Annotated in this window: 21 protein-coding genes; 9 read left to right on the plus strand and 12 right to left on the minus strand. The window is 68.3% G+C overall.

Annotation, left to right across the window (positions count from 1 at the left end):
- Positions 1-103 precede the first annotated feature (103 nt).
- Entirely contained in the window at positions 104-1012 is a 909-nt protein-coding gene (locus BLR75_RS19055; RefSeq protein WP_084312184.1) for a LysR family transcriptional regulator, read from the plus strand.
- Positions 1013-1203: 191 nt separating this feature from the next.
- Here the strand turns inward: BLR75_RS19055 and BLR75_RS19060 are convergent, their stop codons facing one another.
- The 4 genes from BLR75_RS19060 to dkgB form a co-directional block, all read right to left on the minus strand.
- Entirely contained in the window at positions 1204-2301 is a 1098-nt protein-coding gene (locus BLR75_RS19060) for an alkene reductase (protein WP_084312186.1), read from the minus strand.
- Positions 2302-2396: 95 nt separating this feature from the next.
- On the minus strand, positions 2397-3305 hold the full coding sequence (locus BLR75_RS19065) for a LysR family transcriptional regulator (protein ID WP_084312188.1): 909 nt from the start codon (positions 3303-3305) through the stop codon (positions 2397-2399).
- 164 nt (positions 3306-3469) lie between these two features.
- Positions 3470-4237 (minus strand): SDR family oxidoreductase, encoded by a 768-nt coding sequence (locus BLR75_RS19070; protein ID WP_084312190.1) that lies wholly within the window; start codon positions 4235-4237, stop codon positions 3470-3472.
- A 47-nt stretch (positions 4238-4284) separates the two neighbouring features.
- A complete protein-coding gene (dkgB, locus tag BLR75_RS19075) occupies positions 4285-5088 on the minus strand; it encodes a 2,5-didehydrogluconate reductase DkgB (protein WP_084312192.1) in 804 nt (267 codons plus the stop codon).
- A 541-nt stretch (positions 5089-5629) separates the two neighbouring features.
- Between dkgB and BLR75_RS19080 the strand changes: the two genes are divergently transcribed.
- Complete coding sequence (locus BLR75_RS19080) at positions 5630-7009, plus strand: DUF1329 domain-containing protein (RefSeq protein ID WP_084312194.1); 1380 nt, start codon at positions 5630-5632, stop codon at positions 7007-7009.
- 241 nt (positions 7010-7250) lie between these two features.
- Positions 7251-8819 carry a long-chain-fatty-acid--CoA ligase gene (locus BLR75_RS19085; RefSeq protein WP_084312421.1) on the plus strand — a complete coding sequence of 523 codons (1569 nt, stop codon included), beginning with the start codon at positions 7251-7253 and terminating at the stop codon, positions 8817-8819.
- Positions 8820-9098: 279 nt separating this feature from the next.
- Here BLR75_RS19085 and msrA read toward each other — a convergent pair whose 3' ends face one another.
- The 3 genes from msrA to msrB are packed head-to-tail and all read right to left on the minus strand — an operon-like array spanning position 9099 to position 12115.
- The gene (gene msrA / locus BLR75_RS19090) at positions 9099-9824 is read right to left on the minus strand and encodes a peptide-methionine (S)-S-oxide reductase MsrA (RefSeq protein ID WP_084312196.1); all 726 of its coding nucleotides are present in this window, start codon (positions 9822-9824) and stop codon (positions 9099-9101) included.
- A gap of 20 nt (positions 9825-9844) precedes the next feature.
- Positions 9845-11611, minus strand: coding sequence for a cytochrome c biogenesis protein DipZ (locus BLR75_RS19095; RefSeq protein WP_084312198.1), 1767 nt, complete (start codon positions 11609-11611; stop codon positions 9845-9847).
- 15 nt (positions 11612-11626) lie between these two features.
- On the minus strand, positions 11627-12115 hold the full coding sequence (msrB, locus tag BLR75_RS19100; protein ID WP_084312200.1) for a peptide-methionine (R)-S-oxide reductase MsrB: 489 nt from the start codon (positions 12113-12115) through the stop codon (positions 11627-11629).
- A gap of 151 nt (positions 12116-12266) precedes the next feature.
- Here msrB and BLR75_RS19105 point away from each other — a divergent pair, with 151 nt between their 5' ends.
- The 4 genes from BLR75_RS19105 (at position 12267) to BLR75_RS19120 (ending at position 17829) form a co-directional block, all read left to right on the plus strand.
- Positions 12267-12983 carry a response regulator transcription factor gene (locus tag BLR75_RS19105; protein WP_084312202.1) on the plus strand — a complete coding sequence of 239 codons (717 nt, stop codon included), beginning with the start codon at positions 12267-12269 and terminating at the stop codon, positions 12981-12983.
- A complete protein-coding gene (locus BLR75_RS19110) occupies positions 12980-14428 on the plus strand; it encodes a sensor histidine kinase (protein ID WP_084312204.1) in 1449 nt (482 codons plus the stop codon). The genes BLR75_RS19105 and BLR75_RS19110 overlap by 4 nt, the downstream gene beginning before the upstream one ends.
- Before the next feature lie 357 nt (positions 14429-14785).
- Positions 14786-16519 carry an ABC transporter permease gene (locus tag BLR75_RS19115; protein WP_084312206.1) on the plus strand — a complete coding sequence of 578 codons (1734 nt, stop codon included), beginning with the start codon at positions 14786-14788 and terminating at the stop codon, positions 16517-16519.
- Between the two features lie 8 nt (positions 16520-16527).
- Complete coding sequence (locus BLR75_RS19120) at positions 16528-17829, plus strand: ABC transporter ATP-binding protein (protein ID WP_084312208.1); 1302 nt, start codon at positions 16528-16530, stop codon at positions 17827-17829.
- Positions 17830-17864: 35 nt separating this feature from the next.
- Here the strand turns inward: BLR75_RS19120 and BLR75_RS19125 are convergent, their stop codons facing one another.
- The 5 genes from BLR75_RS19125 to glcD form a co-directional block, all read right to left on the minus strand.
- Positions 17865-19535 carry a lactate permease LctP family transporter gene (locus BLR75_RS19125; RefSeq protein ID WP_084312210.1) on the minus strand — a complete coding sequence of 557 codons (1671 nt, stop codon included), beginning with the start codon at positions 19533-19535 and terminating at the stop codon, positions 17865-17867.
- A 324-nt stretch (positions 19536-19859) separates the two neighbouring features.
- Entirely contained in the window at positions 19860-20261 is a 402-nt protein-coding gene (locus BLR75_RS19130; protein ID WP_084312212.1) for a heme-binding protein, read from the minus strand.
- 4 nt (positions 20262-20265) lie between these two features.
- Complete coding sequence (glcF, locus tag BLR75_RS19135; RefSeq protein WP_084312214.1) at positions 20266-21492, minus strand: glycolate oxidase subunit GlcF; 1227 nt, start codon at positions 21490-21492, stop codon at positions 20266-20268.
- 12 nt (positions 21493-21504) lie between these two features.
- A complete protein-coding gene (gene glcE / locus BLR75_RS19140; RefSeq protein ID WP_084312216.1) occupies positions 21505-22557 on the minus strand; it encodes a glycolate oxidase subunit GlcE in 1053 nt (350 codons plus the stop codon).
- A complete protein-coding gene (glcD, locus tag BLR75_RS19145) occupies positions 22557-24056 on the minus strand; it encodes a glycolate oxidase subunit GlcD (RefSeq protein WP_084312218.1) in 1500 nt (499 codons plus the stop codon). Before glcD ends, glcE begins: the two co-directional genes overlap by 1 nt.
- A gap of 206 nt (positions 24057-24262) precedes the next feature.
- On the opposite strand from glcD, the gene glcC reads away from it, so the two are divergent.
- Positions 24263-25033, plus strand: a complete 771-nt coding sequence (gene glcC, locus BLR75_RS19150) for a transcriptional regulator GlcC (protein ID WP_084312220.1) — start codon at positions 24263-24265, stop codon at positions 25031-25033.
- A gap of 217 nt (positions 25034-25250) precedes the next feature.
- Positions 25251-25505 (plus strand): metallothionein, encoded by a 255-nt coding sequence (locus BLR75_RS19155; protein WP_084312222.1) that lies wholly within the window; start codon positions 25251-25253, stop codon positions 25503-25505.
- Positions 25506-25513: the final 8 nt, after the last annotated feature.

A 25513-nucleotide genomic window follows, 5' to 3' on the forward strand; every position in this document is an offset into this window, starting at 1 on the left:
GGACCGAAACTTCGACCGCCCGGTGCATGGAAAGCAGATTAGATTTGCAACGCTTGGCCCGGTAGATGGCATAAAATACCCTCAGCGTTCTATCTGGAGAACGATGATGGAAGACCTCAACGACCTGTACTTCTTCGCCCGGGTGGTCGAGCACGGCGGCTTCGCCCCCGCCGGCCGCGCCCTGGACATGCCCAAGTCGAAGCTCAGCCGGCGCATCGCCGCGCTGGAGGAACGCCTCGGCGTGCGCCTGATCCAGCGCTCCACCCGGCACTTCTCGGTCACCGAGATCGGCCAGGAGTACTACCGCCACTGCCTGGCGATGCTGGTGGAGGCGGAAGGCGCGGCGGAGGTGATCGACCGCCACCGCTCGGAGCCGCAGGGCATCGTGCGCCTGAGCTGCCCGACGGCGCTGCTGCACTTCTGGGTCGGGCCGATGCTGGCGCGCTTCATGGTCGCCAACCCGCTGGTGGAGCTGCATGTGGAGGCCACCAACCGCCAGGTCGACCTGATCCAGGAAGGCATCGACGTCGCCCTGCGGGTGCGCTTCCCGCCGCTGGAAAGCAGCGACCTGGTGATGAAGGCGCTGGGCAACAGCCGGCAGATGCTCACCGCTACCCCGGAGCTGCGCGCGCGCCTGCCGGAAAGGGTCACCCCGGCCGACGTCGCCGGCCTGCCGAGCCTGCACTGGGGCTCGGTGCAGCGCGACTACCAGTGGCAGCTCGACGGCCCGGACAACGCCCGCGCGGCGGTGCGCCATCACCCGCGCCTGGTCACCGACGACCTGGTGGCGCTGCGCCAGGCGGCGCTGGCCGGAGTAGGGGTGGTGCACCTGCCCAGCGTGGTGGTGCAGGCGGACCTGAACGCGGGCCGGCTGGTGAACGTCCTGCCGGACTGGGCGCCGCGAACCGGGCTGGTGCACGCGGTATTCCCGTCACGGCGCGGGCTGCTGCCGTCGGTGCGGGCGCTGCTGGATTTCCTCGAGGAGGAATTCAGGACCAGCGACATGGCGTAGGGCGGGCCTTTTTGCAGGAGCGCATCGGGGCGAGACCCGGTCGCGGGCATGGCCCGCTCCTACAAGGGATTCGCGAACAAAATGCGCCGAGAGTCCGGCACCGATGTCCGCCGTCTGCTGTAGGAGCGGGCCATGCCCGCGAAGAAACGGACGCGTTCCCACGCGGGAGCGTGGGAACGATCAGTCGATGCTCACGCCCGCGGATAATCCGTATACCCCTGCGCACCGCCGCCGAAATACCGGCTGCGATCCCCCGGCGCCAGCTCGACCCCATGCTCCAGCCGGTACGGCAAATCCGGGTTGGCGATGAAGGGCCGGCCGAAGCCGATCAGGTCGGCCCAGCCGTTGGCCAGCGCCTCTTCCGCGCGCTCCTTGGTGTAGGCGCCGGAATAGACCAGCGTGCCGCCATAGACGATGCGCAGCGCCTCCTTGAACGCCGCCGGCATCACCGGCGCGTCTTCCCAGTCGGCCTCGGCGATGTGGATGTAGGCCACGCCGATCTCGTCCAGCAGCCTGGCCGCGGCCAGGTAGGTCGCCTGGGGCGTGTCGTCCACCGCGCCCTGCAGGGTGGTGAGCGGCGCCAGGCGCACGCCGATGCGGTCTTTGCCGACCACCGCGGTCACCGCCTCGGCGACTTCGCGGAGGAAGCGCAGGCGGTTGGGCAGCGAGCCGCCGTACTGGTCGGTGCGGTCGTTGGCCTGGGAATCGATGAACTGGTTGATCAGGTAGCCGTTGGCGCCATGCAGTTCGACCCCGTCGAAACCGGCGTCCAGCGCATTGCGCGCGGCCTGGGCGTAGTCGCGGACGATGCCGTGGATTTCCTCGACGCTCAGTACGCGCGGTGCCGAGTGCTGGACCATCTCGCCGACGCCGTTCTCCGGCCCGCGCCCCTCGATATCGACGAACACCTTCACGCCTTCCGCGACCTTGGCCGAGGACGATACCGGCGCGGCATTGCCCGGCTGCAGCGAGGTGTGCGACACGCGGCCGACATGCCAGAGCTGGGCGAAGATGCGCCCGTTGGCGGCATGCACGGCGTCGGTGACCTTGCGCCAGCCGGCGACCTGTTCGGCGCTATGGATGCCCGGCGTCCAGGCATAGCCCTGGCCCTGGCGGCTGATCTGGGTGCCTTCGGAAATGATCAGCCCGGCGCTGGCGCGCTGGGCGTAGTACTCGGCCATCAGCTCGGTGGCGACATCGCCGGCGCCGGCCCGCGAGCGGGTCATCGGCGGCATCACGATGCGGTTGGTGGTTTCGATCCGGCCGAATGCATAGGGGGTGAACAGCATGGGAATTCGCTCCAGTGGATGTGGGATGAGCGAATTATTCCCTCGGGGATTCGTGCGAAAAATCGGCTCTGGAGCAAATCAACCTTGCGTGTGGATCACGAATAGGGCGCGTCCAGGGTTTCCGCCAGCCTTTGCTGGATGAAATCGAGGAAGCACTGGATGCGCAGCGCCAGCTGCGAGTTGCGGTAGTACACAGCATGGATCGGCTGGCGGCGTTCGCTGGTCAGCTCCGGCAGCACGCGGACCAGGCGGCCGGCGCGGATGTCGGCGCAGGTCATGAAGCTCGCCAGGCAGGCGATGCCCTGTCCGGCCAGGGTCAGCTGGCGCAGGGTCTCGCCGCTGGAGGCGGAGAGCGTCGGGGTGATCGCCAGGGTGTCGCCGCCGGCATGGCGGAGCGGCCAGACGTTCAGCGCTTCCGGCTGGGTGAAGCCGAGCAGGGAATGCCGCCGCAGTTGTTCCAGGTTTTCCGGCGTGCCGTGGCGGGCGAGGTAGTCCGGGCTGGCCAGCAGGTTCAGCTTGCTGCTGCCCAGCGGCCGCGCATGCAGGGTGGAGTCGGCGAGGTGGCCGATGCGGATGGCGACGTCGGTGCTCTGCTCCAGCAGGTCAATGTTCAGGTCGTTGGTGTTGAGCTGCAGCGCGATGTCCGGGTAGAGCTGGCGGAAGGCGTCGATATGGGGGACCACGGCGTGCAGCATGAATGGCGAGGCGGCGTTGATCCGCAGGCGGCCGACGGGCTTCTGCCGGCGCAGCGCCAGGCGTTCTTCCAGCGCTTCCATCTGTTCGAGGATGTGCCGCGCGCTGTCGAGGAAGAACCGGCCTTCCTCGGTCAGCTGCATGCGCCGCGTGGTGCGGTTGACCAGCGTGGTGCCGAGCTTTTCCTCCAGCTTCGACAGGCCACGGCTGACCCCCGAGGCGGTGAGGCCGAGCTGGTCGGCGGCGGCGGTGATGGAGCCGCAGTCGATGACGGTGACGAAGGTGCGCAGTTCTTCGGAGTTGGCTTTCATTGATGCGTCCCGGGAATGAATGCCTGGGAGTTTAGTGCTTTGGACGCCAGGAAGGCTTCTGCGTGGCAGGTGGAAAACGCTTCGCGTTTTTCACCCTGCGGAACCGGGAGAACCGTAGGGTGGATGAGGTTTTTTTCATCCACCATGCAACGGCAGAAGCGCGCTCAATAGGTCCCCGGATACGCCCCGCCATCGAGCAGCAGGTTCTGCCCGGTCAGGTACCCCGCATGGACGCTGCAGACGAACGCACAGAACGCCCCGAATTCCTCCGGCGTACCGAAGCGGCCGGCGGGGATCGCCTTGCGGCTTTCGGCGGCGGCCGTCTCCGGGTCGTCGCCGAGAGTGCTGCGCAGGCGGTCGGTGTCGAAGGAGCCGGGCAGCAGGGCGTTGATGGTCACGTTGCGCGCGGCCAGGCGCGGCTGGCGGGCCAGGCCGGCGATGAAACCGGTGAGGCCGCTGCGCGCGCCGTTGGACAGGCCGATGCTGCCGATGGGCGCCTTCACCGACGAGGAGGTGATGTTCACCACCCGGCCGAAGCCGCGCCGGGCCATGCCGTCCACCGTGGCCTTGATCAGCTCGATGGGCGTCAGCATGTTCAGCTCCAGGGCGCGCAGCCAGTCCTCGCGCTGCCAGTCGCGGAAATCGCCGGGCGGCGGGCCGCCGGCGTTGTTGACCAGGATGTCCACCTGCGGACAGGCGGAAAGCAGGGCGGCGCGCAGGTCGGGCTGGCCGACGTCGCCGGCGACGGTACGCACCTCGATGGCCGGATTGAGCCGGCGCAGTTCCTCCGCGGTGGCTTCCAGCGCTGCGGCGCCCCGCGCATTGATGACGAGGTTGACGCCTTCGCGGGCCAGCGCCTGGGCGCAGCCCTTGCCGAGGCCCTTGCTGGCGGCGCAGACCACCGCCCAGCGGCCTTCGATTCCAAGATCCATGTTTAAACTCCCTTCGCGATGGTTATCGCGGCACAAGATAGCGTCGTTCAGTCCCAGTGCGGCGCCAGGCCGGCAGGGCTGGTGATCCGCTCGTTGCGCTCCAGCGCAGCGATGGCGGCCATGTCCGCGTCCGCCAGGCGCAGGTCGACGGCCTGCAGGTTGCTCTCCAGGTTTTCCCGCCTGGTGGACGACGGGATCACCGAGTAGCCGAGCTGCATGGCCCAGGCCAGCACCACCTGCGCCGGCGTGGCGCCGATGCGCTCGGCGATGCCGACGATGGCCGGATCGGCGAGCACCCGGCCGTAGCCGAGGGTCATGTAGGAAGTGATGTGAATGCCCTGGCTACGGGCGAAGTCCGCCACCTTGGGGTTCTGCAGGTAGGGATGCAGCTCGACCTGGTTGGTGGCGATCTGGCCGGCGCCGACCGCGTCGATGGCTTCCTGCATCAGCGCGATGGTGAAGTTGGACACGCCGATCTGCCGGGTCAGGCCCTGGTCCTTCGCTTCCTTCAGCGCCCCCATGAACTCGACGACGGGTACCGCTCCACCCGGCGACGGCCAGTGGATCAGCGTCAGGTCGAGGTGATCTGTCTTCAGCTTGTGCAGGCTGTCCTTCAGGCTGGGGATCAACTTCTCGGCGGCGTAGTTCTCGGTCCAGATCTTGGTGGTGAGGAACAGCTGGTCGCGGGGCACCGGGCTCTGCGCCAGGGCTGCGCCGACGTCGGCCTCGTTGCCGTAGATCTGCGCGGTGTCGATGGCGCGGTAGCCGAGGTCGAGGGCGGTGCGGATCGAGTCGATGGCGGTCTGGCCCTTGAGGCGGAAGGTACCGAGGCCGAAGGCAGGAACGCTCATGTCGGGTTTTCCTTGCGAGGTTGTGTCAGATAGAGGGGACTGCGCCGCCGGTGGAAGGTTCGTCCATTGCGCCCCGGCGGTCGAGGCGGCCGCTCAGCACGGTCAGGCCGAAGGCGGCGACCACCAGGAAGGTGGTGCGCCAGCCGAATGGCTGGAGCGAAGTATCCGGATGCGGACTCGTGAGAAAAATGCGTGATTGGGAAAAGCATATTTGATTTTAGATCACGAAACGGCGGCAGGCAGGATGACCGCTCATCCGGTTCGTATCCGCCGCCAGCTGCTCCGAAGGGGGAGGGATGCCATGGCAACGGCCGATCCTCCATTCCCGGCCGTCTGCCTACTTCGATTGGACTTCGTGAGTTTCACCACAAACTAATCCCTTCGACCGACGCTGGACATCGATGGCATCCCTAGCATTGCCTGGCAACCTCGGCCATGGATGGTCATCGCCGTGGGTAGGCCGGCAATCCGGATCGATGGTTTCGGTTCGGCGGCCAGGCTACCGGCTCCGCTTGAAATCTGAGATGTACGGATGAAACCGATGAACAAAAGAACAATCACCATGCTGCAAACCGGCGCCCTGGCGCTCTCCCTGTTGGCTTCCAGTGTCATGGCTGCTGTCTCTCCCGATGAGGCCGCCAAACTGGGCACGACCCTGACGCCGGTTGGCGCGGAGAAGGCCGGCAATGCCGATGGCAGCATTCCTGCCTGGACCGGCGGCCTGAAGCCCGGTGCCGCTCCGGTGGACGCCAAGGGTTTCCTGGGCGACCCCTACGCCAGCGACAAGCCGCTGTTCGTCATCACCAAGGACAACGTCGACCAGTACAAGGACAAGCTGAGTCCCGGCCAACTGGCGATGTTCCAGCGCTACCCGGACAGCTACCGGATTCCGGTCTACCCGACCCGCCGCAGCGCCGCGCTGCCGCAGGCCATCTACGACCGCGCCAAGGTCAGCGCGCTGAACACCGTGACCGTGAACGACGGCGACGGCCTGGCCAACTTCGAGAAGTCGCGCAACTACGCCTTCCCGATTCCGAAGAGCGGCGTCGAGGTGCTGTGGAACCACCTGACCCGCTACAAGGGCACCAACTTCTCCCGGGCCGTCGCGCAGGCCGTGCCGCAGACCAACGGCAGCTTCACCATCGTCCAGTTCCAGGAGTCCGCAGCCTTCCCGGAGCAGTTGCCTGATGTCGATGCGATGGCGAACTCGAACATCCTCGTGTACGTCAAGCAGGTGACCGTCGCCCCGTCCCGCCTGGCCGGCGGCGTGCAGCTGGTTCACGAGACCCTCGACCAGGTCAAGGAGCCGCGCATGGCGTGGGCCTACAACTCCGGGCAGCGCCGTGTGCGCCGCGCCCCGCAGGTGGCCTACGACGGCCCGGCCAACGCCGCCGACGGCATGCGCGTATCGGATGACAACGACATGTACTCCGGCTCCCCGGACCGCTACACCTGGAAGCTGGTCGGCAAGCGCGAGATGTACATCCCGTACAACAACTACCGGCTGTGGTCGCCGAAGCTGAAGTACGACGACATCATCAAGCCCGGCCACATCAACCAGGACCTGACCCGCTACGAGCTGCACCGCGTGTGGGAAGTCGAAGGCACCGTGAAACCAGGCGAGCGCCACATCTACAACAAGCGCACCCTGTTCCTCGACGAGGACACCTGGGGCATCGCGGAAACCGCCCAGTACGACGGCCGTGGCCAGCTGTGGCGCGTCGGCGAGGGCTTCCAGGTGCAGAACTACGAGAAGCAGCTGCCGTACTACGCAGCACAGACACTGTACGACCTGATCGCCGGCCGCTACTTCGTCGGTGGCCTGACCAACGAGGCCAAGCACGCCGTGCAGTGGAACCAGCAGTTCACCATGAAGAACGACTTCACCCCGGCAGCGCTGCGCAACGCGGGCATCCGCTGAGCCACGCTTCGCCAAACACTCTGCGACCGCCCGTGTGCCACAAGCCGCGGGCGGTTTCGGATAGTGGTCTTGTACACATAACCGACAGGGGCTGAACGGCCGGTCACAAGCCTGACAGGCGAAATTCGCCTGGCCGTTCTCCAGCGGGACAGTGCCGAAACGGATGGTCCTTGCGTGATCCGTCTCGATGAAATGCCTGTTCCGTTGAGTTTCAACAAGAATAATCGGATTGGAGATTTCGATGTACATCACCCAAGGGCTGCACCGCCATTTGCAGCGGCGCCCGAATGCCACCGCTATCCGTTTCAACGGCCGCAGCGTGACCTATGCCGAATTAGGCGACCGCGTCGCCCGCCTGGCTGGCGCCCTGAAAAAACTGGGCGTGGCCAGCGGTGACCGCGTGGCCATGCTTTCCCTCAATTCCCAGCGCTACATCGAGTACTACCAGGCCGTGCCCTGGGCCGATGCGGTGCTCAACCCGGTGAACATCCGCTGGAGCGCCGCGGAGATCATCTATTCCCTGGACGATTCGGATACCACCGTCCTGATCGTCGATGACGCCTTCAAGGAACTCGGCGCGCGCATCGCCGCCGAAGCGAAGACCATCCGCACGGTGATCCATGCCGGCGACGGCGAAACTCCCGAAGGCATGCTCGGCTACGAGGCGCTGATCGAAGGCAGCGAGCCCGTGGAAGACGCCCGCCGTGGCGGCGATTCGCTGCTCGGCATCTTCTATACCGGCGGCACCACCGGCTTCCCCAAGGGTGTGATGCTCAGCCATGCCAACCTGGGCTTTTCGGCGCTGAGCGTGCTGGATTCCGGCAGCTGCCACGCCAACTGCACCTATCTGCACGTGATGCCGATGTTCCACCTGGCCGCCCTGGCAACGATGTCCGCGCTGTTCACCAGCGGTGGCACTCATGTGGTGCTGCCATCCTTCGTGCCGAAGCAGGTACTGCATGCGCTGGCCAGCGAGCGCGTCAACGAGCTCCTCATGGCGCCGACCATGATCCAGATGGTGCTGGATGCGCGTGACGCCGATCCCGCCCTGCAGCAACTCGACTACAGCGCGCTGGATCGCATCAGCTACGGCGCCTCGCCGATCACCCCGACGCTGCTCGACCGCGCACGGACTGTCTTCACTTCCGCCGGCTTCGGCCAGGGCTACGGCATGACCGAACTGGCGCCGGCGGCGACCATCCTCGGCCCGGAGTACCACAGCGCCGAATGCCAGGCCAACGGCAGGATGTACTCGGCCGGCCTGCCGGTGATCTGCGTGGAAGTGCGCATCGTCGACCCCGAGGACAACGAGGTGCCGCGCGGTATGCACGGCGAGATCGTGGTACGCGGCCCGAACGTGATGCTCGGCTACTGGAACAACCCGGAAGCCACCGCCGAAGCGCTGCGGGGCGGCTGGATGCACACCGGCGACGGCGGCTACATGGACGAGGACGGCTTCGTCTACATCTGCGACCGGATCAAGGACATGATCGTCAGCGGCGGCGAGAACATCTACTCCGCCGAGGTCGAGACCGCCATCGCCAGCCACCCGGCCGTGGCGCAGAGCGCGGTGATCGGCATCCCCAGCGACAAGTGGGGCGAGACCGTGCATGCGGTGATCGTGCTCAAGCCGGAAGCCAGCGTCAGCAGCGATGAAATCGTCGCCCACTGCCGCGAACGCATCGCCGGCTACAAGTGCCCGCGCAGCCTGGAGTTCCGCGACAGCCTGCCGTTGTCGAGCGTTGGCAAGGTGCTGAAGACCGACCTGCGCAAGCCGTTCTGGGAAGGTCGCAAGCGCGGCGTGGCCTGATACGCCCGTTGGCCATCGTTCTCGCGCTCCCGCGCGTGGGAACGATGGCCATCGCGCATGGGATTGCCTGTAGGAGCGTTCGGCGTTGGGGGTTCCCTCACCCCAGCCCTGGCTGCGCGCCCCGCTCCAGAGGGAGAGGGAGCAGATTGGCGTCGGGATGAATGCCGTGCCTGCCGGCAACTCCGAACGGTCCCCTCTCCTGGGGGAGAGGGTTAGGGTGAGGGGGATGCGCCGCGCCGATGTGAAGACAGTTGCTCCTACAATGGCATCCACGTCATCTCACGACGACTTCTTCACCAATACAGGCTCCTCCCGATACCTCTCCGGGAACAGCGCCTTCAGCTGCTCGATCTTCGGCAGGTCGTGAATCACGATGTACGGCTCGCGAGGGTTCTCGGTGAGGTAGTCCTGGTGATAGTCCTCCGCCGGGTAGAAGCTTCTGTCCGCCTCGATCCGCGTCACGATCGGCTTCGGAAATGCCCCGGCGGCGCCGAGCTGGGCGATGTACGCCTCGGCCACGCGGCTCTGGTCGGCGCTGGTGGGGAAGATCGCCGAGCGGTACTGGGTGCCGCGGTCCGGGCCCTGGCGGTTGAGCTGGGTCGGGTCGTGGACCACCGAGAAGAAGATCTGCAGCAGCGTGCCGTAGGAAACCTGCGACGGATCGAAGGTCACCTGAACCGCCTCCGCATGCCCGGTATCGCCATTGCTGACCAGTTCGTAATCCGCCGTTGCCGCACTGCCGCCGGCATAGCCGGAGACCGCGCCGGTCACCCCGCGCACATGCTGGAACACTCCCTGCACGCCCCAGAAGCAGCCGCCAGCGAAGATCGCGACTTCCCTGCGCATGCTGCCGGCCGGCTGGTCCAGCGTCGGCGGTGGCAGGGCGGTGGCCTTTTCCATGCTGCCCATCGAATAGCCGCTGCCCTGCCACAGCAGCAGGCCGGTGGCGACCGCCGCAAGCCCGGCGAGCAGGCTGCGGCCTTTACTCCAGATCGATACGTTCATGATTCAGCTACCTCCGCAGGTCAACCGAAGGTGAAGGCATAGGCCGAGACCTCGGGGTCGAGGAACTCGATGCTGAAGGTGCGCTCGCCGATCTCGCCGGGCTGGCGCACCAGCTGGTACAGGCGCTGCTCGGTGACCGTGCCGCTGCCGTCCGGCGCCACGTCGGTGCCGTGGGCGTCGCCCGGGGCCTTGCCGTCGATGGTCACGCGGAAGCGCACCGGCTTGCCGTCCGCGCCGGGGCCGAGCACCAGGTGCAGGTCGCGGGCATGGAAGCGGTAGACGATGCGCCCGGACTGGCCGGCGAGCACTGCGCGTTCCGGCTCGATGGTCCAGCTGCCGTCGAGGCCCCACTGGTTCAGCGCCGGTCGGGCCGGGGCGCTATAGGAGTCGGGCTCGTCGGGCTTCACTTCGCCGCTGGAGGCGAAGTTCTCGGCGCGGTCGTAGCCGAGGTAGGTTTCCGGCGAGCGCATCTGCTGCATGTCCGCCGCTGCCTGCACGCCCTGGCCGCGCACGTCGATCAGCCCGCCGGCGACCTTGCCCTTGCCGGCCTCGCGCAACAGCTGCTGGATCACCCGCTCGGAGCGCTCGTAGCCGCCCTCGCCGAAATGGTGGTGGCGGATGCGCCCGTTGGCGTCGATGAAGTAGTGCGCCGGCCAGTACTGGTTGGCAAAGGCGCGCCAGATCGCGTAGTCGTTGTCGACCGCCACCGGATAGTCGATGCCCAGCTTGGCCATCGCCTTGCGCACATTGCCGACATCGCGCTCGAAGGCGAACTCCGGCGCGTGCACGCCGATCACCACCAGCCCCTCGTCGCGGTACTTGTCCGCCCAGGCCTTCACGTAGGGCAGGGCGCGCAGGCAGTTGATGCAGGAGTAGGTCCAGAAATCCACCAGCACTACCTTGCCGCGCAGGCTTTCGGCGGTCAGCGGAGGAGAGTTCAGCCACTGCACCGCGCCGTCCAGCGAGGGCAGCGCGCCTTCGTCCGGCAGCGTGGACCTGGCGCGCATGGCGTTGCCGGCGGCCATCATCATCGCCGGGTTGTCGTTCTTCGGCGCCATGGCCGGCGCGGCGGGGCGCACCAGGTCGACCAGTCGCTGCTCCAGCGGCCCGGTGGAAGCCAGCGACAGCTGCGCCAGCACACCGGTATCCATTCCCAGGGCGATGGCGCCGACACCGGCCAGCATGGTCGCGCCGAGGCCGCGTTTCAGCCATTCGCCCACGCCGAGGGAGCGCTTCATGGCGGTGAACACCTTGCCGCCGAGCAGCAGGGCCAGGCCGAGCGAGGTCGCGGCGCCGGCGGCATAGGCGAGCAGCAGCAGGGCGGAGTCCAGACTGGCGCCCTGCAAGGCCGCGCCGGTGAGAATCAGGCCGAGGATCGGCCCGGCGCAGGGCGCCCACAGCAGGCCGGTGGCGATGCCGAGCAGGAAGGACGCGCCGGGACGCGGCCCGCCGCTCTGCGCGGAATCGGACAGGCGATTGCCGGCGGCGACCAGCGGGCGGGTCAGGCGCTCGGCCACCCGGGGCAGCAGCAGCGCCACGCCGAACAGCGCGAGCAGCGCCAGCGCGGCCCAGCGGCCCCACTGGTTGGCGGTCACTATCCAGTTGCCGCCGACGGTGGCCAGCGAGGCGACCAGGGCGAAGGTCAGCGCCATGCCCGCCAGCAGCGGCAGGCCGCTGCGCGAGAAGCGCTGGCCGGCGCTGGCGAAGACGAAGGGCAGTACCGGCAGGATGCACGGGCTGAGGATGGTCAGCACGCCGCCGAGGTAAGCGAGTAGGAGGAGCAGCATGGGGATGGGTCTCGATCAGGCTTCGGGAATGAAGGTCAGCGACAGGCCGTTCATGCAGTAGCGCAGGCCGGTGGGCTCGGGGCCGTCCTCGAACACGTGGCCGAGGTGGCCGCCGCAGCGCCGGCAGTGCACTTCGGTGCGGAGCATGCCGTAGCCGGTGTCGGTGCGGGTGCCGACGGCGTTGTCCAGCGGCTGCCAGAAACTCGGCCAGCCGGTGCCGCTGTCGAACTTGGTCTTCGAGGAGAACAGCGGCAGCGCGCAGCCGGCGCAGGCGAAGGTGCCGGCGCGGTGCTCGTCGTTGAGCGGGCTGCTCCAGGGCATCTCGGTGCCTTCCTTGCGCAGGATGGCGTAGCGCTCGGCGCCCAGGCGCTTGCGCCATTCGGCATCGCTGTAGCTGACTTCGAAGCTTTCCTCGGCGCGGGCGCCGAACCCGGGCAGCAGGCCGAAGCCGAGCACCGCCGCGGCGGTGGCTCCGGTCTGGAGAAATTGTCGTCTGGTGCTCATCGCGTCCTCCGCAGGGCGGTGGTGGTCGGGATGGCTTGCAGGCTATGGCCGCGGCGGTCGCGAAGTCCTCACGGAGAGTTAAACAATTCGTGATACCTGCGCCGTCGGAAATTTCGCACAATGAAACGCAACGCCCGAAAGGAACGCCTCCATGGATCAGCCTAGACGCGTCCTGCTGGTCGAGGACGACCAGCACATCGCCGACCTGCTCGCCCTGCACCTGCGCGACGAGAACCTGCAGGTGACCCACTGCGCCGACGGCAGCGAAGGCCTGCGCCAGGTGGAGCAGGGCGGCTGGGACGCGCTGGTGCTGGACATCATGCTGCCCGGCGTCGACGGCCTGGAAATCTGCCGCCATGCGCGGGCCATGGCGCGCTACACGCCGATCATCATCATCAGCGCGCGGGCCAGCGAGGTGCACCGCATCCTCGGCCTGGAGCTGGGCGCCGACGACTACCTGGCCAAGCCGTTCTCGGTACTGGAACTGGTGGCGCGGGTCAGGGCGCTGCTGCGCCGCGCCGAGGCCATGGCGCGCAATGCACGGCTGGATGCCGGCAGCCTGTCGCTGGACGGGCTGTTCATCGATCCGCTGGCGCGGGAAGCCAGCCTCGACGGCCGCCGCCTCGACCTCACCCCGCGCGAATTCGACCTGCTGTACTTCTTCGCCCGCCAGCCAGGCAAGGTGTTCTCGCGCATGGACCTGCTGAACGCCGTGTGGGGCTACAACCACGAAGGCTACGAGCACACCGTCAACACCCACATCAACCGCCTGCGCGCGAAGATCGAGGCCGACCCGCTGCAGCCGGCGCGGATCGTCACCGTCTGGGGCCGCGGCTACAAGTTCGCCGCGCCGGGGAGCGAAGCATGAGGCTGGGCCTGAGCCAGCGCCTGTCGCTGGTGTTCGCTGTGCTGCTGCTGGTCTCCAGCGGCACTTCCGTGTGGCTGCAGCTGCGCGCCAGCCAGATGCGCGAGCTGGAAGTGGTGCAGGGACTGTCCCGCGACCTGGCCGCCACCATCGCCCGCGACAGCCACCTGAGCGATGCCGCCGGCGTGCGCCCGGACGCGGCGCGCGCGCTGTTCGGCCAGTTGATGGTGGTCAACCCCAGCGTCGAGCTGTACCTGCTCGGCGCCGACGGCCGCATCCTCGGCCACGCCGCGCCACCCGGCCGCCTGCGCCGCGAGCGGGTGGACCTGGCGCCGCTGCGGCGCTTCCTCGCCGGCGACATGCTGCCGATCCTCGGCGACGATCCGCGCAGCGCGGACGGGCGCAAGGTGTTCAGCGCCGCGCCGCTGCGGGTCGGCGGGCAGGACATGGGCTACGTCTACGTGGTGCTGCTCGGCGAGGAACACGACCGCCTGGCCCAGCGCGACGCCACCAGCCTGGTGCTGCGCACCGCGCTCTGGTCCCTCGGGCTGGTCGCGCTGCTCTGCCTCGTCGCCGGCCTGCTGGCCTTCGCCTGGATCACCCGGCCGCTGCGCCAGCTCACCGAGCGGGTGCGCCAGTTCGACATCGACGCCACGCCGACCCCGCTGCCGCCGGCCCCGGAAGGCCTGCGCAACGACGAGATCGCCGTGCTCGACGGCGCCTTCCGGCAGATGGCGACCCGCCTCGGCGAGCAGTGGCGCACGCTGACCCGCCAGGACCAGGAACGCCGCGAACTGATCGCCAACATCTCCCACGACCTGCGCACGCCGCTGGCCTCGCTGCACGGCTACCTGGAAACCCTGCAGCTGAAGGACGCCAGCCTCGCCCCGGAGGAACGCCGGCGCTACCTCGGCATCGCCCTGGAACAGAGCCGCAAGGTCGGCGGCCTGGCGCAGTCGCTGTTCGAACTGGCGCGGCTGGAATACGGCTTCGTCAAGCCCGAGTGCGAGCCGTTCGCCCTCACCGACCTGGTGCAGGACGTGTTGCAGAAATTCGAACTGGCCGCCACCGAACGCCGCATCGCCCTGCACGCCCGCTTCGCCGAACCGCTGCCACCGGTATGCGCCGACCTCGGGCTGATCGAACGGGTGCTGACCAACCTCCTCGACAACGCCCTGCGCCATACGCCGCAAGGCGGGGCAGTGGAAGTCGCGCTGGAACGCAGGGGCGATGCGGTGGAGGTGACGGTCGCCGACAACGGCCCCGGCATCCCGCCGGAACTGCGCGAGGGCCTGTTCCAGCGCCCCTTCGACCTTGGCGGCGCTCGCCGCAGCGGCGGCCTGGGATTGCGCATCGTGCACAGCATCCTGCAACTGCATGGCAGCGAGATCGGGGTGGTGGACGAAGGACAGGGCGCGGCGTTCAGGTTTGCCTTGCCGGTGGTGTAGGAGCGCGCCGTGCGCGCGAGATGGGAACCCATCCCGTGACGCTCCGCGTCTCCATGGCCCGGACGCAGGAGCGTCCCTGGATGCGTTCCCACGCGGGAGCGTGGGAACGATGACGAAGACCCCCGCACCCTTGTAGGAGCGCGCCATGCGCGCGACATATCGGCGGCGCCGGGGTTCGCGGGCATGGCCCGCTCCTACAGGTTGTCCGGCGTTGGCTGGAGCATGGGATCGATGACGATTTCGCGGCAAAACCTGCGCCATCCGCCAGCGCTATCTATGCTGGAGCGCGACAGGGCCGAGTCGAAACCACCTGTCTCTTCCCATTGACCGCTTAAGCATCCCGAGGGAGCGCCTGCCATGCTCGAGCGCGCCAATCCGCAGAAGCGTGACAACGCCTTGCTCCGCACCTCGCCGAACCGCTGGGACTGGGCACTGCTGCCGCTGGTGCTGGCGGTATTGATGCTGCTGGCCTTCGGCGCGATGCAGATGACCCGGCCGTTCGAGGTCGGCGAGCCGTCGCCGATCTCGCTGGACCCGGAATACCTGCCGTACTACCTGCTGCGCACCATCCTGCGGATGTTCACCGCGCTGGCGTTTTCGCTGCTGTTCAGCCTGATATTCGCCGCTATCGCCGCGAAATATCGCACCGCCGAGAAGGCCATGATCCCGCTGCTGGACATCCTCCAGTCGGTGCCGATCCTCGGTTTCCAGGCCATCGCCATCGCGCCCTTCATCGCGCTGTTCCCCGGCAACGTGCTCGGTGTCGAGTGCGCGGCGATCTTCGCCATCTTCACCTCCCAGGCGTGGAACATGGCGTTCAGCCTGTACCAGTCGATGCGCAACGTGCCGGCCGAATTGAACGAGGCGGCGCGGGTGTTCCGGCTGTCCGGCTGGCAGCGCTTCTGGCGCCTGGAGCTGCCGTTCGCCATGCCGGGGCTGCTGTGGAACATGATGATGTCGATGTCCGGCGGCTGGTTCTTCCTGGTCGCCGCCGAGGCGATCTCGGTGGCCAACCAGGACATCAAGCTGCCCGGCATCGGTTCCTACATCGCTGTCGCCATCGACGAGCGCGACAGTGGCGCCATCGCCTGGGCCATCGGCGCGATGCTCGGTGGCATCCTGCTCTACGACCAGCTGTTCTTCCGCCCGCTGCTGGCCTGGGCGGACAAGTTCCGCTTCGAGGAATCCCAGGGCGAGACGGCGCAGCAATCCTGGCTGCTGGCCTGGGTCCGCCAGAGCAGCTGGGTCAGCGTGCTGGCCGGCCGCTTCTGGGCGCTGCTGCGCGGCACGCTGGGCTGGTTCAGCCTGGGTAACGACGATGGCGCTGTCGCCGCTGCAGCGCAGGAGAAAAACTCGCCGTGGCCGCGGGTGTGGGACGCGCTGTTGCTGCTGCTTTCCCTGGCGGCGGTGGTCCAGCTGGTGCTGTTCATCCACAGCGACGTCGGCTGGGGCGAGGCGGCGCGGGTGGTCGGGCTGGGCTTCATCACCCTGCTGCGGGTGCTGCTGCTGATCGCCCTGGCCTCGCTGGTGTGGGTGCCGATCGCCGTGTGGATCGGCCTGCGGCCGCAGTATTCCCAGCGCGTGCAGGCGCTGGCGCAGTTCCTCGCGGCGTTCCCGGTGAACCTGCTGTTCCCGCTGGTGGTGTTCGTGCTGGTGAGCCTGCAGCTGAACCCGAACATCTGGCTCAGCCCGCTGATGGTGTTCGGCACCCAGTGGTACATCCTGTTCAACGTGGTGGCCGGCGCGTCGGCGATTCCCAACGAGCTGCGCCTGGCCGCCGACAACCTCGGCCTGCGCGGCTGGCTGAGGTGGAAGCGCGTCTACCTGCCGGCGATATTGCCCAGCTACGTCACCGGCGCCATCACCGCCAGCGGCGGCTCGTGGAACGCCAGCATCGTCGCCGAGTACGTCAGCTGGGGCCAGACCACCCTGGTGGCGGACGGCCTCGGCAGCTATATCCGCGAGATGACCGCCACCGGCGACTTCCACCGCATCGCCCTGGGCATCGGCGTGATGTGCATATTCGTGATGCTGTTGAACCGTTTCTTCTGGCGCCGGCTGTACCTGCTGGCCGAAGACCGCAGCCGCTGAGGAACGCCATGAGCGAAAACGCATTGATCGAACTGAAGGGGGTGGCGAAGTCGTTCCGCGCGGCGGACGGCAGCGCGCGCACGGTGCTGGAGGCGGTGGACTTCCGCCTGGAATCGGGGGAGATCGTCGCGCTGCTCGGCCGTTCCGGCTCGGGCAAGTCCACCCTGCTGCGCATCATCGCCGGGCTGATTCCCGCCGACGGCGGCCAGGCCAGCTATCGCGGGCGGCCGATCCACGCGCCGGTGCCGGGCATCGCCATGGTCTTCCAGTCCTTCGCGCTGTTCCCCTGGCTGACCGTGCAGCAGAACGTCGAGCTCGGCCTGGAGGCCCAGGGCGTGGCGCCGGCCGAGCGCGAGCAGCGCGCCGACGCGGTGCTCGAACTGATCGGCCTCGCCGGCTTCGGCGGCGCGCTGCCGCGCGAGCTGTCCGGCGGCATGAAGCAGCGCGTGGGGATCGCCCGCGCGCTGGTCACCAATCCCGACGTGCTGCTGATGGACGAAGCCTTCTCGGCGCTCGACGTGCTCACCGGCGAGACGCTGCGCGACGACATGCTGGAGCTGTGGGAAGAGAGCAGGATTCCCACCAAGGGCATCCTCATCGTCTCCCACAACATCGAGGAAGCGGTGATGATGGCCGACCGCATCATCATCCTGTCGAGCAATCCCGGGCGCATCCGCAGCGAGATACGCAATCGCCTGCCGCGCCCGCGGGACATCGATTCAGCCGAGGTCCGCGCACTGATCGACGAGGTCTACGGCCTGATGACCATGCGCCCGGCGGCGGAACCGGCGACCGGTCCGGCGCGGCCGCTGCCCATTGGCTACCGCCTGCCGCAGGCCGATATCGAGCGCATCAACAGCGTGCTGGAGCTGCTGGCGGATTCGCCGTTCGACGGCCGCGCCGACCTGCCGCAGCTGGCCGAGGAAGCCGAGCTGTCCGACGAGGAACTGTTCCCCGCCTACGAGGCGCTCGGCCTTTTGCGCCTGGCCCACGTCGAGAAGGGCGACATCGCCCTGACCGCCCTCGGCCGGCACTACGTCGAGGCGGACCCGGCGCTGCGCCAGGAAATCTTCGGCCGGCAACTGCTCGCCCATGTGCCGCTGGCCGCGCACATCCGCCGCAGCCTGGAGCAGGAAGCCGGCGGCGAGCTGCCGGAAAAGCCCTTCCTCGATGCGCTGGAGGACGAACTCGGCAGCCAGGAAGGCCGCCGGGTCATGGGCGTGGTGGTGGAGTGGGGGCGCTACGGCGCGGTGTTCGAGTACGACTTCCATACCGGCCGGCTGGAGCTGCCGGGGGCGGACGAGGAGTGACGCGGCGCCGGCTACCCGGCGCCGTCTAACGCGTTTCAGTGCACCAGCATTCCGGTGAACACGTACGCCTGCAGCAGGGTGATCACCCCGATGATGGCGGCGAAGATGATGCTGTGCTTGAGGGTGAAGCGGAACAGGTCGGATTCCTTGCCGACCATGCCGGTCGCCGCGCAGGCCACGGCGATGGACTGCGGCGAGATCATCTTGCCGGTCACCCCGCCGGTGCTGTTGGCCGCCACCAGCAGGGTGTCGTTGACACCGATCTGGTGCGCGGTGGTGCCCTGCAGCGAGCCGAACAGCGCATTCGACGAGGTATCCGAACCGGTGAGGAACACCCCGAGCCAGCCGAGGAACGGCGAGAAGAACGGGAACATCGCGCCGGTTCCGGCCAGCACCAGCGCCAGGGTGGTGGACATCCCCGAGTAGTTGGTGACGAAGGCGAACGCCAGCACCATGCCGATGGTGGTCACCGGCCACTTCAGGTCCCAGAGCGTCTCGCCGAAGGTGAGCAGGCCGGTCTTCGGGCTGATCCGCAGGAAGATCATCGAGACGATGGCCGAGGCGAGGATCGCGCTGCCGGTGGCCGCCAGCGGGTCGAACTTGAATACCGCGGCGATCGGCGTCGGGTGGGCGACGATGGGCGCGGCTTTCACCACCAGCAGGTCGAGGTGCGGGATGGCGAAGTTGAACACGAACGCGTGCAGCACGCCGTCGGGGAGGAACATCGCCTTGAACGGCTTCAGCGTCCACAGGGTCACCAGCGCGGTGAGGATCAGGAACGGTGACCAGGCCTTGAGGATTTCGCCGCCGCTGTAGGGCAGCGATTCCCGTGGCGCCGGCCCGCCGAGCACCGCGGCGCCGCCGGAGACCTCAACCACATCGGCGGCGCCGGCCGGCTGCCAGACCTTCAGGAACAGCGTCAGGCAGACGATGCTGATCAGCGCCGAGGTGATGTCCGGCAGTTCCGGGCCGATGAAGTTGGAGGTGAAGTACTGGCTCACCGCGAAGCTGCCGCCGGCCACCAGCGCCGCCGGCCAGGTCTCGCGGATGCCGCGCATGCCGTCCATCACGAACACCAGCCAGAACGGCACGATCAGCGACAGCAGCGGCAATTGCCGCCCGGCCATGGCGCCGATCTTGAAGGCGTCGATGCCGGACACCTGTCCGGCCACCAGCACCGGCGTGCCGAGGGCGCCGAAGGCCACCGGCGCGGTGTTGGCGATCAGGCACAGCCCGGCGGCGTAGAGCGGGTTGAAGCCGAGCCCGACGAGGATCGCCGCGGTGATCGCCACCGGCGTGCCGAAGCCCGCCGCACCTTCGAGGAAGGCGCCGAAGGAGAAGCCGATCAGCAGCATCTGCAGGCGCTGGTCCGAGGTGATGGACATGACCGACTGGCGGATGATCTCGAACTGGCCGCTCTTCACCGACAGCTTGTAGAGGAACACCGCCGCGATGATGATCCAGGCGATCGGCCAGAGCCCGAAGATGAAGCCGTAGAAGGCCGAGGCCAGCGCCTTGTCCAGCGGCATGCCGTAGGCGGTGACGGCGACGACGATCGCCAGGACCAGGGTGATGGTGCCGGCGACGTGGCCCTTCATGCGGAACACGGCGAGGGCGAGGAAGAAGAACAGGATGGGGATCAGTGCCACCAGGGCGGACAAGCCCAGGCTGCCGAGCGGGGTGTAGACCTGTTGCCAAGTTTCCATGTGCGCGACCTCTTCTTGTTCTTGGGGGAATGTGGGGTGGGTCGGTCTTGCCTGTTGTCTATTGCGGGGTGTCGCGGGCATGGCCCGCTCCTACGGTTCCGGCGGGACTACGTGGGAACGTGCGTACCTGTAGGAGCCAGCTTGCTGGCGATCCGCGGTTTCATTCGGACCACGGCATTGCCGGCTGGCACGGTTGATCGCCAGCAAGCTGGCTCCTACACGTATGGCGCAGGCAACGGGTAGGGCGGATAACGCGCCAGCGTTATCCGCCAGCTCATTCCCCCGGCGGCCCATGGTTCCACTGCGACCCCGGCGCCGTGCACTTCACAGCGCGGCCACTCCGGCTTTCGCCACCTGGGCGTCCTCGCCCGAGCGGACGCCGGACACGCCGACCGCGCCGATCACCTGGCCGTCGACCAGCAGCGGCACGCCGCCTTCGAGCATGCCGTTGAGCAGCGGTACGGAGAGGAAGGCGGTGCGTCCGCCGTTGATCATTTCCTCGTAGGAACGCGACTCGCGGCGGCCGAGGGCGGCGCAGCGGGCCTTTTCCACGGCGATGTAGGCGCTGGCCGGCGCGCCGCCGTCGAGGCGTTCGAGGGCCAGCGGGTGGCCGCCGTCGTCGACCACCGCGATGCTCACCGCCCACTGGTGGGCCTGGGCTTCGGCGCGGGCGGCGGCGAGGATGCGGGTGACTTCCTCCTGGGTCAGTACGGCTTTGCTGTGCATGGCGTCAGTCTCCGGGTGGCAGGGCCTGGTCGAGCAGCTCGATCCAGTGCCGCACCGGCGTGCGGCCGGCGCCGTCGAGGTGGATCTGGCAGCCGATGTTGGCGGTGGCGATCAGGTCCGGATGGCCGCTTTCCAGCGCGTCGAGGCGGTTGTCGCGCAGGCGCCGCGAGAGTTCCGGCTGGGTCAGCGAATAGGTGCCGGCGGAGCCGCAGCAGAGGTGGCCGTCCGGCACCGGGGTGAGGTGGAAGCCGACCCGGCGCAGCACGTCCTCCACCGCGCCGCCGAGCTTCTGCGCGTGCTGCAGGGTGCAGGGGCAGTGGAAGGCCAGGCGCTGGTCGCAGTGCAGGCCGAGGCGTTCCAGCGGCTCGGCGCGGATCACCTCTACCAGGTCGCGGGCCAGTTCGCTGACCCGCCGCGCCTTCTCCGCGTACTGCGGGTCGTCGCGCAGCAGGTAGGCGTATTCCTTGACGAAGGCGCCGCAGCCGCTGGCGGTCTGCACTATGGCCTCGGCGCCGGCCTGGATCGCCGGCCACCAGGCGTCGATATTGCGCCGGGCGTCGTCCAGCCCTTCCTCCTGGGCATTCAGGTGGTAGTCCACGGCGCCGCAGCAGCCCGCCCGCGGCGCCGGGATGACGCTGATGCCGAGACGATCCAGCACCCGCGCGGTGGCGGCATTGGTGTTGGGTGACAGACCCGGCTGCACGCAGCCTTCCAACAGCAGCACGCGGCGTTCGTGGCGCGGCTGCGGGCGTACGCCGGGGGCCGCCACCCTGCGCGGCAGCTTGGCCTGCAGCGGGCCGGGCAGCAGCGGGCGCAGCGCCTCGCCGGTATTGACCAGCGAGCGGAACAGCTGCGGATGCGGCATCAATGCGCGCAGCCCCCCGCGCAGCAGGCGCTGGCCGAGCGGGCGCGGCACCCGCTCCTCGATGGCGGCGCGGCCGATGTCGAGCAGCTTGTGGTACTCGACGCCGGAGGGGCAGGTGGTTTCGCAGTTGCGGCAGGTCAGGCAGCGGTCGAGGTGTTCGCGGGTCTTCTCGCTGACCTGGTCCTGTTCGAGGAACTGCTTGATCAGGTAGATGCGCCCGCGCGGCCCGTCCAGCTCGTCGCCGAGTTCCTGGTAGGTCGGGCAGGTGGCGTTGCAGAAGCCGCAGTGCACGCAGGTGCGCAGGATGCGCTCGGCCTCGGCGGCGTGGGGCAGGCGGCGGGCGGCTTCGCTGAGATTGGTCTGCATCGTCGCTTCCTGTCAGAGCCCGGCATACAACCGGCCGGGGTTGAAGATGCCCTGCGGATCGAGGCGCTGCTTGAGCGCCTGGTGGTAGCGCAGCAGCGGCGCGGCCAGCGGGTGGAAGGGGTTGTCGCTGTGGCGGGGGCTGAAGCAGGTGGCATGGCCGCCGGCCGCGGCGACCGCGCCGCGAATCTGCTCGTCGCTGGCATCGGATTTCAGCCAGCGCTGGGCGCCGCCCCAGTCCACCAGCTGCTCGCCGGGCAATGCCAGCGGCGCGGTGGTGGCCGGCAGTGACAGGCGCCAGAGCGGTCGCGGATCGGCGAAGAACGGCAGGCGCTGTTCGCGCAGGTCGTCCCACCAGGCATGGTTCAGCGGCTCGCCGCCGATGCGGTCGCAGGCGGCGCGCACCGAGCCCTCGTTGCCTTCGAAGCGCAGGTAGAGGGTCTGCCCGTCGTGGCAGGCGGCGCTCAGCGGCAGTGGCTGCTGGCCCCATTCGCCGAGACGCTGCAGTGCGAGCTCCAGCGGGATGCCCTGGCGCAGGCTGACCCGGCAGCGTGGCTTGGGCAGCACCTTGAACGACGCCTCGGTGATCACCCCGAGACAGCCGAAGCTGCCCGCCAGCAGGCGCGACAGGTCGTAGCCGGCGACGTTCTTCATCACCTCGCCGCCGAAGCGCAGGTGCGTGCCGAGGCCGCTGATCAGCCGCGTGCCGAGGACGAAGTCGCGCACCGCGCCGGCCCACGGCCGGCGCGGACCGGAAAGCCCGGCGGCGAGCATGCCGCCCACGGTGGCGCCGGGGCCGAAGGCCGGCGGCTCGCAGGCGAGCATCTGCCCGTGGCGGTCCAGCGTCTCCTGCAGCTCGGCCAGCGGCGTGCCGCTGCGGGCGGTGATCACCAGTTCGGTCGGATCGTAGGAAACGATGCCGCTGTGCCCGCGTACATCCAGCGTCTGCGCGTCCACCTCGCGGCCAAGGAACGCCTTGCTGCAGCCGCCGTGGATCTGCAGCGGCGTCCGCTCGGCCAGGGCGCGGCGCACCAATTCCAGCAATTCGGCGCTGCGGTCGTTCGGCATCAGAAACGCTCCAGTTCGGGGAACGGCAGTTGGCCGCGGTGGATGTGCATGGCGCCGAACTCGGCGCAGCGGTGCAGGGTGGGGATGTTCTTGCCGGGATTGAGCAGGCCCTGCGGGTCGAACGCGGCCTTAACGGCGTGGAACAGGGTCAGTTCCTCGGCGTTGAACTGGCTGCACATCTGATTGATCTTCTCGCGCCCGACGCCGTGCTCGCCGGTGATGCTGCCGCCCACCGCCACGCAGAGTTCGAGGATTTTTCCGCCCAGCTCCTCGGCGCGCGCCAGTTCGCCGGGCTGGTTGGCGTCGAACAGGATCAGCGGATGCATGTTGCCGTCGCCGGCATGGAACACGTTGGCGACGCGCAGGCCGCACTCGGCGGACAGTCGCGCGATGCCCTCCAGCACCCGTGGCAGCTCGCGGCGCGGGATGGTGCCGTCCATGCAGTAGTAGTCCGGCGAGATGCGTCCGACCGCCGGGAAGGCGTTCTTGCGCCCGGCCCAGAATTTCTGCCGTTCCTCCTCGTCGCGGGCCTGGCGCACCTCGGTGGCGCCGGCCCGTTCGAGGATGTCGCGCACCCGCAGGCAGTCCTCGTGCACGTCGGATTCCACGCCGTCCAGCTCGCAGATCAGGATGGCCGCGGCGTCCACCGGGTAGCCGGCGTGGATGAAGTCCTCGGCGGCGCGGATCGCCAGGTTGTCCATCATCTCCAGCCCGCCGGGGATGATGCCGGCGGCGATGATGTCGGCCACCGCGCCGCCGGCCCTGGCGACGTCATCGAAGCTGGCCAGCGCGACCTTGGCCACCTGCGGCCTGGGCAGCAGCCTGACGGTGACCTCGACCACCACGCCGAGCATGCCCTCGGAGCCCATGAACAGCGCCAGCAGGTCGAAGCCGGGGCTGTCGAGGGCGTCGGAGCCGAGGGTCATGCGCTCGCCCTCGATGGTGACGATCTCCAGGCGCAGCACGTTGTGCACGGTCAGGCCGTATTTCAGGCAATGCACGCCGCCGGCGTTCTCCGCCACGTTGCCGCCGATGGAGCAGGCAATCTGCGACGACGGGTCCGGGGCGTAGTAGAGACCATGGGGCGCCGCCGCCTGGGAGATCGCCAGGTTGCGCACGCCGGGCTGGACGCGGGCGAAGCGCCCGACCGGGTCGATTTCGAGGATGCGCTTGAAGCGCGCCATCACTAGAAGAATGCCCTGTTCCAGCGGCAGCGCGCCGCCGGACAGCCCGGTGCCGGCGCCGCGGGCGACCACCGGCACCTGCAGGCGGTGGCAGAGCTTGAGCAGGGTTTCCACCTGCTCGACGCGCTCGGGCAGCACCACCAGCATCGGCGTGGTGCGGTAGGCGGAGAGGCCGTCGCACTCGTAGGGATGCAGGTCTTCCGCTTCGTGGAGGATTTCCAGGTCGGGCAGGGCGGCGCGCAGTTCGATCAGCAGCGCGGCCTTGTCGACCCTGGGCAGTACGCCATCCAGGCGCTCGTCGTAGAGGATGTTCATCGGCTCACGGTCGTTGTTGTTGTCGGAGCCGGCGTCGGCCGGATTGGTTTTCCAGCGTGGACCCGGGCGTGGGCAGCGTCCACCACTTCGATACTGGTCCGACCAGTTTCTGTGCAGGTGCAACGGCTGAAGCCTTCGGCCAGACTGCTTGCCGATTCCGGCATCCGTCTACACTGAAGCCCTGGTCCGACCAGTTGGAGAGCGACATGCACGGCGAGGAGAGACAGGAACGCAAGATCGCCGACCAGGTGGCCGGGCGCATCGAGCGGCTGATCGTCGATGGCGTGCTGAAGGTGGGCCAGGCGCTGCCTTCCGAACGGCGCCTGGTGGAGAAGCTCGGCTGCTCGCGTTCGGCCCTGCGCGAAGGCCTGCGGATACTGCGCGGGCGCGGCATCATCGAGACCGAGCACGGCCGCGGCTCGTTCGTCGCCGCGCTGGGCGGGACCGGCGACGTCACGCCGCTGATGCACCTGTTCAGCTCGCAGCCGCGCACCCTCTACGACCTGCTGGAAGTGCGCGCCCTGCTGGAGGGCGAATCGGCCCGGCTCGCCGCCCTGCGCGCCACCGAGGCCGACCTGATCCTGCTGCGGCGGCGCTACGAGGAGATGTTCCCGGCCCAGGGCGAAGAGCCGGCCGGCGACCCGCGCGAACACGCCCGGCGCGACCATGCCTTCCACCGCGCGATCAGCGAGGCCTCGCACAACCCGGTGCTGGTGCACATCCTGCAGTCGCTCAGCGACCTGATGATCAGCTCGGTGTTCGCCTCGGTGAACAACCTCTACCACCGCCGCCCGCAGAAGCGCCAGATCGACCGTCAGCACACCCGCCTGTTCAACGCCATAGTCGAGCGCCAGCCCGACCAGGCCCAGCGCGCCGCCCGCGAGCACATCCACAGCGTGCGCGACAACCTGCGCGAGATCGAACAGGAAGAACAGCGCCTGGTGCGCGCCACCATGCGCCTGGAAGGCTGGACCTGAGCGGGCCGGAAATAATCTGAACGTTTCCCGGCGGCGGCCGGCCGAACCTGTGTACCCCTTCAAGGTACAGTCCTCTTGTCGGCTTCGGCCCTGCCATTGGCGGGGCCGTTTTTTGTGTGCGCCGACCGCCGGGCAAACTCACTGAACTCCGACGCCGCCCACGGCTCCACCGACAAAGCCCCAACGAAACCGACTGGACGGCGAGAAGGTGAAGCCCATGAGCGAAAACACGTGTGCCTGCCCGGAATGCGTCTGCATCCCCGGCGCCGATGCGGTCCGCAAGGACGACAAGCTGTACTGCTGCGAGGCCTGCGCCGAACAGCATCCCCAGGGCAAGGAGCGTTGCGTCGATCTCGGCTGCCAGTGCGGCGCCGCGGCGGTGCGGCGCAGCAGCGAGAGCCAGCCGAAGGAAGAGCAGATCGACAAGGCGCTGGAGGAAACCTTCCCGGCCAGCGACCCGATCTCGCCCTGAGCGGATTG

The organism is Pseudomonas jinjuensis, assembly GCF_900103845.1.
GTDB classification, from domain to species: Bacteria; Pseudomonadota; Gammaproteobacteria; order Pseudomonadales; family Pseudomonadaceae; genus Pseudomonas; species Pseudomonas jinjuensis.